This is a genomic window from Photorhabdus akhurstii, from assembly GCF_019090985.1.
In the GTDB taxonomy this organism is placed as follows: Bacteria; Pseudomonadota; Gammaproteobacteria; order Enterobacterales; family Enterobacteriaceae; genus Photorhabdus; species Photorhabdus akhurstii.
Genome location: NZ_CP020335.1, coordinates 1,180,262 through 1,192,564 on the forward strand (window position 1 = coordinate 1,180,262; position 12,303 = coordinate 1,192,564).

A 12,303-nucleotide genomic window follows, 5' to 3' on the forward strand; every position below is an offset into this window, starting at 1 on the left:
AAAACTCCTTACAAGCCCCGGTTCGGGGCCTGTTTTAGTATTGGATGGTTATCTAATGGTGTAGCGAATATGCAAAATGATATCGTTCAGGGTTTTTAACATAGTGGCTTGTTTACCTTTTTCCGGCATTGATGCATTTGGGAAGCTCAGGGTCAGCGTGCCTTGATCAATGGCGACGCCTTCGAATGGCAGGAATTTGCCATCGTTGAAATCGAGCTGGAACTGGCCGCTGTCATTCATACCGTGAGAAACTGCCAGCGCTTCACAGCCGTTAGCTAATCCGGCTTTATCGCTGTAAGACAATATTGCCTGTACATCCTGATAAGGTCCCAGTAGCGCGGGCAGGGTGACGCTGATCTGTTTGATACGCCGAATTTTGCCAAGTGATGCCGGGTAATCTTCACGAATGTTCAAATCAGCTAATGAGACGGATGCCTGCAAAGAGGTTTTAGTGTCCGTGCCGGCGCCGAACGCCAAATTATTATTGCCACTGCCGGTACTGCCTGAACCTTTACTTATCAGCTTGTCAATTTCCTGAGTCAGAGAGAATGGACCTTTATCTTGCGGTAATCCTGTGTAAACTTCGGCCAGCGACACTGTGCGTTCAACCTCTAACGCGCGTTTATCGCGTTTCAGATGAGCGTCTTCCATTTGCGCCAGACTTAGCATCAAGGTTTCACCGGCAAGCAGACCGGCATAGGTTCCTTGCCAGGCGCCCGGTTTAATGAAGCGGGCGGAATCATCATTGAGTTCCCAACGGTAAGCTTGTTCTGCCATCAGGCAACGCGCAACGGCCAAATCGTAGAACTGGAAGTAAATCGCCGCCAGTCGACCACGCAGCCAGTTGTACAACGCCTGATTGCTGAACTTACGTTGCAGGAAAGCAAGTTGAGATTGGGTCTGTTCTTGTTGGGTTTTCAGACTGGTTTTCTGCAATACGGCGGCTTCACGGCGTACTGTCAGCGATTTAAGTTGAGCGTCGATTTGCTTCAATTCCGCTTCGGCGTTATTACGCTGGATCTCCCACTCCTGACGGCGGCGACGGTAGGTTTCAGATTGGCTAATTTTATCTGCTTCGGTGTTCATGACATTAGCGGAGAATTCCATCACATAACCTGTCGCCTCAGCGATGGCTCCCCAACGGCTGCCACCACCGGCAAAGCCGAAGATGTTAGGCACCAGATCAGCCGCCGCACCGGCCAGACGGGATGCCTGAACCGCCGTGGTAAGCCCGGCGGCGGACGCTCGAAGTGTCATGGCTTGGTTTTCACCGGCGTTGATATTCTCATCATATAGTTTGCTGTAGCTATCAAAGCGCGATTGTGCCCCCGCTTTGGATTTTTCCAACACCGTTTTCTCGGCATCCAATTCTTCAATGGTTTTGTCCTGAATGCTCAGGTTAGTCAATATCAGCTCGGCGGCCTGATTTTGTAATAACGCATTGAGCGCTTCCGCGTCCTGACGTTCGATAATATTTTGTAACGTGGAGCCGAATTGGGTGAGCTGACTAACCATGCCGCGTGCATTTTCCAGCATGTGCGGGAAACGCCACAGGGACATAAATGATTCCGGTAGCTTGCCTCCACCTTGAGAAGTGGCGACGGCGGCGCTGAGTAACGCTTTCGGGTCCGCCGGTGTGGCATAGATTGGCAGATATAACGGTTGGCCGTCGAGAGAGAGGTTATGACGCAGGTTGTATACTCTCTGAGCTAATGTCTGCCAGTAATTCATCATCACTTCATTGATTTGCGGCAGGAAGAGATCAGTCAGGGTATTGGCGCTGCGCAATGATAAAGCTTCCGGTATAGGTGTACTCTGCCGCAGAGCGACTATCGCGCTGTCGTGAGCATTTTGGGTAGTCATATCCGCGGCTCTGTCCAACCGTGGATCACTCCATGTCGTACTCAGCGGTAGATAAGGTTTGTCGCCTAATAGATGCAGCGCTTGCATATACCACATCTTCGCTTCGTTAAGTGTATCTCGTTCCAGTTGGCGATAAGCATGGTCGCCGCGTGCTATCAACAGATCAAGGGTGCGCATAAAAGTTGAAACTTTGTAGTGCATTGGATCGTGTTGTGCTACCGCGTCAGGGTCGACAGAATCTAAAGGATCACTGTTCCAACCGGTGTCTTCCAGTAACGGGCGGACGTTCCACTGGTAGTTCTGAATCTGGCCGTGGACAATATAACCGGATGGACTCCAGACATATTTCAGCCAGCGGTTGGCTTCATCGAAGTTCTGTTCATGCAGCAAACGTTGAGCAACCAGCATTGGGGTGTAGTAGAACAGTTCCCAGAAATAGAGACTGTTAGCGCCGCTGAAATCCATTGGTTCTGTGAAAGCAGGTACGACTCTGGCTGATGCAAGTCCCGGGAAAGTCCCATTCTTATAGGTCGTGTCGAATGTAGCGAGTTCATCATTATCCTTTTTAACAAAGCGGATAGCGTTTGTTTCCTGTTTTTGATAAACCGCATAAACATAGAGATTGTCTTTATTTCCATAAGAGTCATCAAAGCGAGGTAAGAATAATTGGATTTTTGTCGACGCGGTATCGCTTAATGTCCCTTGATAAATAGGGAACTTATCATCAGATTTAAAAATATCGTAATTGAGGAGTGTGAAGGATTTATTGGCGCCGTGGATTTCTGGATCATATTTATCCATAACTAATTCCACGTAAGCCCCAATTCCCATCATAGATTCCTGAATATTCTGAGTTTCTATACTCAGAATTGTATCGATTCCGGTGGTGGCGCGTGCAATCAACTGACGGGCGAATAGAGTATTCAGGCGAATACGATAGGCTTGCCATTGCATATATTGCGCACCATTTTCATTATGGTGCAGGGTCAGGGCATTATCGGTACTTACCTTGCGGGTAACAGGAATACTGAAACTTTCATAACCCAGTTTGCGGCCATCCTCCGCAAATGCGGTAAAGGTGACATCAATACTGGCTGAATTGTTAATAAAATTCAGGCCAGAACCATCTATTTCGAGGGCATTAAATGGATAATTCATTTCATCAAAGCTAGGTGATGGCTGAATGGAGACATCTTTATCCGCGGTAAAAGTTTTCTCCTTGCCACCCGCTTTGACTATTATCTGAACTTTTGCTGGAGAAATGGCAGTATTGATTTCTACTGGGCCTGAGACATCAGTAGCAGTCCCTTTACTATCAGTCATAAAGATGTATTGCTTAAGATCATCCGGTTTATTCAGAGAGTCTGTAGCATAATCATCACCAATGGCGGCATTTTGGTTGGTTAGAGAACGTTTTGCTCCAGGAATCCAAGCTTCTACTTTAGATGGATAAGTGGTGTCACGGTGGAATAGTAGTCTCCCTTGATTGAGTCCACTGGTGTTTCCGCTATATTGATAGACGGGATAAAACATGAACTTATTTGACGAGTTATTTGGATTGACTCCCAAGCTAGTATAAACAATAAATTTATCACCCAATTTGCCATATTTATTCATCAGGTTGCATTGATTGCGTTTCTGACCTTCATATCCATTATGAATAATTCTTAATTTTGGTGAGATATAGATTTTTAAATCACTTGATGCGGCTTTGTAACTGATAGTTGGAATATCTCCGTTATATACCATGCTGAGGTAATAATCTCCCCAACCATAGTCTTTACGGCTATTTACCGATGAAGGGATTTCATAATTCTCAGCGTAGCGGTTATTCACTCTTCTGACACTATTAGTATCAAATTGTTGATAGCTATTATCCCGATAAACATTGCTCTGTTCTAAGGTCATATCTTTGGATGCCATATCGGCAAAGATATATAGCCCTTGCATTGAAGCAGTTTTATAACTATCGAGTGTATCTTGTTGGTTATAAAACATCACCAGCAACGTATCTTCACCCTGATAACCGGCACAATAGAGCCCTGGCGTTCTATTTTTTTCTAGTTTTAGTTCGGATATTTTTTCATTGACATCAAAGGTGATTGGCGTATTCCAGGTACCGTCATAACGGATATGCGCCAATTTCAGTTCATAACGATAATCCGTCGCGGTTTGATAGCCGTCTTTGCTATTTCCTGTCTGTTTGGTGATCTCTTTTTGTTCCAACCAAAGTAGATACAGGCGCGATTTATATATCACCGGGCGGATAGTGCTTTTATAAGGATTAATTGGACAATCAATTTTATGCCACTCGCTCCAGGCGTTAGCGGCAAATTTACCGTCGCTGAATTTACTGTGATCGACACTGCGCCAATAATATTCACCGGCGTCAGTTTCACTGAGTCCGATAAAATAGGTCAGTCCTTGATCGTTGTTAATATTATCGTGATATGCGCTAACAACTTTAAGATTAGCCACCTGTTCAAATGATGTCAGATAAGACATAAAGGCGTCTTCGACAGTATCGGCGTTTAATTGGCTTTGGCTGACGGATTGCAGTAATGCGTCCATCATTTTGGTTTGCCCGATGCGCATGGTCGGATCAATATAGTTTTCCGGGTAGTAAACTAATTGAGAAACACCCGCCCAAGTGCTGTAACGTTTATTGTATTTGTCCCAGTCAATAAAGAATTGGCGGCTGATAATTCCTGAATTGGCATTTTCTTCTACATTTTCCAATGCCCGGTTGACGTACAGTTGAATACTGGCAATGGCTTCGGCGATCCAGGTGGTTTTTATCGCGGCGGAAACCTGATTATCAATCAGTAAGTATTGATACAAGTCATCACGGCTTTTAATAGCCGCCGCTGGCTTGGCGACTTGACGGATATAGTAGGTGCTTAACGCGGCACTGCGAGATTCATCCAGAAAAGCGTGTAATGTATTAGCCTGTTGTGAATTCAACCCGGCGGTTAATACGCCTGCCGCGTTTTCCCACTGGGCGTAGGTCGGTGTCTCTTTCATTGATTGAATATAATCCAGCCCGACCAAAGCGGAAACGCCCTGCGGGGCGACATTCAATTGTTGTGCGACATTAACCCATTGCAGGATAGTATCGATAGATGTCCAACAGGAGAACGCATTTTCTTGCGTCACGGGAGGAAGATGTTGATGGTTTTGTGCTTGAGTACTGGCTTGCAACAGCAAATTAGCGTCAAGATTCATGGCATCAGCCAGTTGTTCCGCCGTTAATGTGTTAGCTTCAAATGCCGCCAACACCGAGGAGGCTTTTTCACCTAGTGCGTTCACCCAATCTGCAAAACGCGTCAGCATGATCAATGAAAGGGCGTCATGCGCAGGCGCCGCGCCAGTTGAAGCGCCAAACATCTCTGATTTTGTCACAAACAGACGGAAGGCGTTTTCGTTGATACCGGTGGCATGGTAAACCATTTCCAATTGTGCCAGAGCCTGACAATACTGAACGATCTGTTCCTGCGTTTCTACGGCTTCCGATGAACCCGGCGTATACTTAGTATTCAACCAGTCCCAGAATTTTTCCGCTGTCATTGCGCCGTCGCCGGGTTGTAACTTATCTGCCCAAAGTAGCACCGAGTGGGCGACATTTTCCGATGATAATTGCAAGGTGGCCGCAATATAGGGCGCCATGACATGGAGCAAATCTGCTTTGTCTTTATCAAAACCTTGTAAACCGTGGTAGACGGTATCCAGTAGATTCTTAATTTCAGGCGTTAGCGTTTTGTTATAGCTGGTGGAGGTCATGACAAATAATTGGAACACGCTCCACTTCTGTGTATGTAACCAGCTGGTAATAGTATTGAGTTTTCTGAGCAGGGTAGCCAACTGTTTATCACTGATAGCGGATAAATTAGTTTTTCCTTCACCTACGGCAACCAGTAATAAATCTAGTTCATCAATGGTTAATTGATGAATATCTGCCAGTAATTTACCAATATATAAATTGGAAAGATTCTTTAGGTTATTTTTAATTTTTCCGTCTTTATTATCATGGTCGGTAATTTTAAGCAGGCGGTAGAGTGAGACATCATCGATATTAAATGCACGCTTAAGTACAGTTTTACGCCAATCACCGGTGCTACCGGGATTTAAATCAATCTCTTCATCTCCGATGGAAAAATATTGGCCGCTCAGTAATGGCGTATTAAACAGGCGATCAAATTGGCTAGGTTGATTATCATATGAACGTTGTGAAATAGGTGCATTGCATAGTATTAAGGCAGTTTCAGCATTAATAGCATAACGTTGCATATAATATTTAGTCAGAAAAACTTTACCTAATACTTCTGTGTTGATATCCAGTTGTGGATTAACACTGCGCACAATGCCTTCCAGAATAGTAGGTGACAATTCTGTCGCACGGGATAGACGAATAGCCTTGTTAAGTTTTAGCAGAAAAGAGTATTGGTTATATTCTTCAACGGTAAATTTTGCGGTAGCATAATGATAGCCTCCTCCCTTAGATACTCGTTGTAGACCGATTTCAAAAGGTTGACTAATATCAGTTGGCGTTAACGTTATACCAATTGTGTATTCGGTGTTTATTTGGGGAGTTATATCTATTTTAGCAAGCTCTTTACCGTCTTTTAATTCAATCTTCAGGTAAATAGCATCATCTTTAGATGTTTTAAAATTATAGTTTAATTTGTAATTCTCACCACCTAGGGGGAATAAGCTAACTTCATTTAGCTGATAGGGATTTATCATATATTCCCGAGTAATCCGATATACCTTAACCGTGCCATCACTGCTGTTGACTACCGGAATAATAAGTTGGTTATTACTATATTCCTGTTGACCAAAATTGCTGGCTTTACCAATAAACTGGCTGAGTTCTTCATCACTTAAATTGTAATAACGCTTAAGATATTCCGGCATAGCCAGTGAGGCTGGTTCGATATTACCGAAGTTTTTCTTATAAAGTTCCTCTGCGTTACCTTCGGTAATCTCCTCCGTCAAAATATTAAACAATTCAGGTGAGATTGAAGCGTTAATACCTAGTAGGGAAGCTTGATGCATCAGCCCGGCAATTGCCGGTGACGCATTGAATTGCTCAAGTCCGGGATCTTGTAGCTGAATAACTTTACGCACATTTTCATAAGCATCATGATAAGGCGTAGCGCCGGAAGGACGGAAAGTGGAGAGCATTTCCATCACTTTAGTATAATTTTCTAGCTTAGATTCAGTTTTAATGTTTTCCAATAACAGCTCATTGGACAAAGAGAGGGTGGATAATTCTGTATCCATATTTTGCTGACTGAGCGCCATTGATTTGAGATCTGGGCGGCGGGTATCCAGATAATAAATGGAGTCGCTGGCGTGTAAATTGCGTGCTTCACGATAGAGTTCAGTCAAATAAGCGGCAGGGGAGAACATGGAAGAAACGGTACCCGGCGCAACATATTGACTGGCTCTGTTGCCAAATTGACTGTTATAGCCTATCAATTCAGCATTGGGAGCGAGAATGGCAAGATGCACCGCATTTTGTAATTGGGGATTGGCGCGTTTGAGAATACGAGCTTCGTACAGGCGATTATCCTTTTGTGCCTGTTGTGCGTCATGATATAAGTCGTGTGTTTCGGACCAAGAGAGGTGCTCGGATACTTGCTGGCGAAATTCGTTAAAAGAGCTGTGGCTAATATCTGTCAGACAATTAAAACCACACTGGCTTTTTAATACATCAGGTATCTCTTTTACAGACTCGTTCATATTTATTCCTTGTAAATCATAAAGTAAATGAAACAGCCTTGTTGCTTTTACATCATGGATCAATAAGAGAGTGATTCCGTTCCATCGGAAGAAGGGATAATCAAAGATAGGTTTTGAGAAATCGCTGAGATATGAAATAGTTTGCGAGTAACAGATAAACCTAATCTTGATCTCTCAGAGAATCACTATCTCATTGTTTTGTTTAAATAGCTGTTGCAAAAAAAGCAGCTGCAAAATTTGCAACTGACTTTCTAATAAGCGTTGAATGGAAATGGCACTTTGTTGTTCACATAATGAACTGTGAGAGCAGGGTAAAGTTCAGTGATGGTGAATATAGATTGTATAATTTACTTGATGTTAAATCTGTGATTATTTTATATTGAACATTATGGATGTTTTGTCAACCAATTGAAATATCTAATTAAATGGTTAATGTTGCCTGTTTTTTCTTAATAATAACATGTGACATTTATTTAGAGTTATTATTGTGATTTAAGGGTGAATTACGTTTATTTTGCAACAATAATAAAAAATGTTTGATAACTGCTAAGAATAAAGATGATAAAACTCAATCTCAGTTAATACACACTTCAATGTTAAATAATGCAAAGAAGAAAAGTTGTTGTAATGTTTCATTGTTAATATTCCATTCTATTTTGGATGGAACAATTAATTAGAATAGAAGGATATATGATGCTATTTTGTTCAAAGCACTTGAAGTATTTTATGGAATCAGCGAAAAAAGAGTCATTCACTTTAGCAGCGGATACGCTTTGTATTACTCCTTCCCCCCTAAGTAGGATCATATATCAATTGGAACAACGTGTGGGCTGTCAACTGTTTGAAAGGTTGCCGGGAAGGACGAAATTGACTGAGGAAGGGATGGCCTTATATCAGGAGCTATTGCCGTGTTATGAGAGAATTCAACGAGTTGAGGATAATTGGCATTATCGTAGAAGTGAGAAATTAGCAACCGCAGGAAAACTGGTTATTGGAACTAGTGGAGAATATATTAATAAAATCCCGGAAGTGATAAAAAGGGCGGTTCAACGTTATCATTATCGCGATATTTACATAAAAAATAATTTCATTATTGATGATTCGGCAAGAAAAGAGACAATATTTTCTGCTTTAATGAAAGGCGAGATAACCATCTATGTAACCACTGAACATTATCCTGATAACGATGACATTATCAGAATAGACGGAGCTTATCAGATTCTGCGTCTTGCTATCGCGAATGATATTTTAGCCGCGGAAAGTCATGCTGATGATATTATATATACACTGCCTTTGGCTCAACATAATAGTGCTTTCTTTAAACAATGTGACAATTTTATTTCGCTGAATTATCTGCCTGAGTACCGAAATTTAACTTTGCTAACTGTCCCTGATTTTACTCATCGGTTGGATTTAGTGAGATCGGGGGTGGCGATAAGTTTAATGACACCGAATGAAGTGCTCTGTTCTGCTCACCTTCATCAAGGGATTACCTTTTTGAATTTTAAATCGTGTCCAACGCCGTCAGTGAGATATTGTGCTTATACTCTCAGACGTAAATATAAAGAGCCATTGAATTTATTGATTTCCGATTTGATTGTTTGAAAGTTATCTTGAATAGTTATTTATTATTAGGTTAATTAAATGACGGATCTAAATTAATGAAATGTTAATGGTGTTTAATACAATAAGAGAAATGAGAAAATGGTGAAATAAATTTCTTCTTATGGTTTGAGGTTAAATACTTAAAGATGGTGGATTGTTAAATCCCCTGAATAGTCGTTCAGGGGATTGTTTGTTGTTATATTAATTAATCACTATTTTCCCAATTTAATTTGCACTGGATGATTTGAAATTGCCGGTGTAAGTGTTACGTACATTTCTATGAGCGATAGCTGATGGATTAATATCTTGCAATAATACATAGGTATCTCTGCCTTGATGTTTCATTGAAACAACTTCGAACGGTGTTTCTCTGGGGAATAGTATTTCCGCTTGCCCCGCTTCTGGTCCACTGGCTCTTATTTTCAATTTTTCAACGAAGCCTTTCCTCGAATCATCTAAATCCATTTTAAATACTTGCTCCCCACTTTCGTTATTATATCTAGATTTTGCTGCCACATTGACACCTGCATTCGTTAAAAATGCCATTTTGACGTATCGAGTTTCACTGTTTTCTTTTGGGTGAGTAAAACTCATAAAACCACGATGGGCCGATGTTGATAGATAAGCATTATCTGAAACAATATCACCAACGTTGATGCTATTTCCTTCCTGTGGGGAATGCCAGGGTGAGGGAGTGGAATTATCCACATAGGTCATCACCCGATAAGTTACACGCGTTTGTCTATCTTGCAGGGCAGATAATGTGGAATCTAAGTTTTGTACTGCCGTAGTAATATGGTTTTCCCTTATCGCGGTATTAATTTGCGAGCTATCCGTGGTGTAATCTTTAATTAGGCTGGTATTGACATCGGGTTTGCTCGTCAATAATTCATGGGATTCTTGCTCTGTTTGGGCAGCAATAGCCCTTTGACGTCTGAAAGTTTGAGGTTTTGCCATTTTTTTATAAACCGCTTCTTCCATTCCTGTAAAGGAACCCTGTTTTATTATCGCTTCTTCTGTTCTGTTGGCCGGTGCTAATCCCTGAACATCAAATTGCGTCACCGGATTATTTCTTACCATGCGATATAAATTCAGCCCATCAATGGTTCCAGCCGGGTCTGCACTTAACCATCTGCCCGCCCACGGTTGATAATAACGGTAGCCGTAATAATACAGCCCGGTAGCATCCCGCTCTTTACCTGAATAACGAATGGTTTTATAGCTGGCTTCGGTTTGATTCCTTGCCGCCCACAGCGCTGTACCACCAAATGGATAATATTCTTCTTCACTGATAATTTGTCCGTCGCTATCTAATTCAAGTTGGCTGGAGCCAATAAGATTATCGTAGCTGTAACGAAGCTGATTGTTATTAATATCTGCTGGTTTACCGCTCTCCCAATGCAATACTCGGACCTGTGCGCGACCGGCTTTACCGAGTGTGACAACGTATAACTCTTCTATTGTTGTGGCGTTGTTCTGGGTTGTACGTAGTTCCAGCCCCGGTAGATAAGTTACCCTTTGTTGTTGCGGGATATTTTGTTGTTCATTCACTTTTAGCTGTCGTATGCCGTTACTATCGTAGCGATACCATTCATTTCCTGCGCTATTGTTGGCTTGTTTCAATTCGCCTCGCGGTGTCCATATTAAAGCTTGACCGGATAGCAAGCTGGTTTGATGGCCTCCCGCGTCAAATAAGGCATCGACTTGAGTTGGATCTGTGGTCAATGTGCTGAGTACCGCGCGGTTGCTGCGATTTGAAACCGTTATATTCGTCGTGTAGTTATTTTGTGTGGCCGGTGAACTATGCTGAATTTTCGTCAAATTGCCGCCACGGTCATAAGTATAAGTGCGAGTATAGTTGGTGTAGGTATTGTTATCGGAAGGTAGCGCCGGGGAGGGGAGTTGGCTGCTTTGCTGACCTATATTCGCCATCTCGCGCCCGGCGGCGCTGATAAGCTGATACAGAGAATCGTAGGTATAGCTATTCTCCGGGACCACTTTCTGATTGCGCCAAAAGCGGGTGGCTTCCGCATCATTACGGATACTAATGACATTGCCTACCGGGTCATATTCATAACGTAAATCTTGCAATACTTTGGCATCTGACAGACGGCGGGTGGTGATACCAATGAGCCGTTGAGTTTCCGGTTCGTAGCTGTATTCAGTGACAATCCCGTTACCGTGCTCTTCACGTAATTTTTGCCCGGCGGCGGAGTAGGTTAGCGATTTGATAATCACCTGTTCCGCCTGACCTTTGAGTGTTAACCAACTCCCTTTTAGCTGCCCGGCCACATCATAGGCCAGCCGCTGAATGTTGCCTTTGGCATCGGTCTGGGTCAGTAAAGCCCCGGTGGCATCAGTGTTACTTTGGGTGATATAGACATCACTACTCAGTTTTTGTTGCCAGAGGCTCTGGTCTTCACCTGTCCAGTCGGCATCCTGGTTATCGGTAAGCAGTTGTTGAAATTGTGATAGAACGGCGCCGGTCAGGGCAAGGCTGTTGAGTTGAGTGAGTCCTGCGGTATCGTAATGGCGGACACACTGACCAGCAAGGTTGTGGTCTTTTTCTTGCGGCGTATTGCCGGCCCAGATAAGGCGCTCGGTCGTTTTCTCTTCTGCCTGTCCTTGTTCGCTGATAGCGAGCAGGCGACCGGGCAGAGTGTTATCTTCGTAGCGATGGTTTTGCCGGACACCGGCTGCATTGATGGTCAACACCGGACGGCCTTCAATATCGTTGAGGGTAATCGTCCGACCGGCATCGACGCTCTCTGTTCGCAGGATATTGCCGGTCAAATTATGTCGCCAGATAAAATTCGGTTGTACAGCGTTGTTAGTCTGTTTGGCGTCATACAGGCGAGGATCAATGCTTTGGTTCAAATATCCACCGACATTATATTGATGGCGGGTAATACGGGTATCGGTATTTGCTTCTGCGGTAGTGCGGTGAAAACTAATATTACGGATAGCTAGTCCACGGTTATCGCGAACACTGACGGTAGGCGTATGGTGATAAAGTTTTGGGTCAATGTTTTCCATATTTACTTCCTTTGTTATGTTAATTGCATTCAGTCCTTTTACATAATAGGGATA

Annotated in this window: 3 protein-coding genes; 1 reads left to right on the forward strand and 2 read right to left on the reverse strand. The window is 43.0% G+C overall.

What is annotated here, in order from left to right:
• Positions 1-48: 48 nt before the first annotated feature.
• A complete protein-coding gene (locus tag B0X70_RS05110) occupies positions 49-7,608 on the reverse strand; it encodes a Tc toxin subunit A-related protein (RefSeq protein WP_217471037.1) in 7,560 nt (2,519 codons plus the stop codon).
• A gap of 693 nt (positions 7,609-8,301) precedes the next feature.
• On the opposite strand from B0X70_RS05110, the gene B0X70_RS05115 reads away from it, so the two are divergent.
• Complete coding sequence (locus tag B0X70_RS05115) at positions 8,302-9,213, forward strand: LysR family transcriptional regulator (RefSeq protein ID WP_256448185.1); 912 nt, start codon at positions 8,302-8,304, stop codon at positions 9,211-9,213.
• Between the two features lie 225 nt (positions 9,214-9,438).
• On the opposite strand, the gene B0X70_RS05120 is transcribed toward B0X70_RS05115, so the two are convergent.
• Positions 9,439-12,249 (reverse strand): RHS repeat protein, encoded by a 2,811-nt coding sequence (locus tag B0X70_RS05120; RefSeq protein WP_217471039.1) that lies wholly within the window; start codon positions 12,247-12,249, stop codon positions 9,439-9,441.
• Positions 12,250-12,303 lie beyond the last annotated feature (54 nt).

Bases quoted from the DNA above. Each gene is read 5' to 3' on its own strand.
- B0X70_RS05110 (WP_217471037.1), bottom strand. From the start codon at position 7,608: ATGAACGAGTCTGTAAAAGAGATACCTGATGTATTAAAAAGCCAGTGT.
- B0X70_RS05120 (WP_217471039.1), bottom strand. From the start codon at position 12,249: ATGGAAAACATTGACCCAAAACTTTATCACCATACGCCTACCGTCAGT.
- B0X70_RS05115 (WP_256448185.1), top strand. From the start codon at position 8,302: ATGCTATTTTGTTCAAAGCACTTGAAGTATTTTATGGAATCAGCGAAA.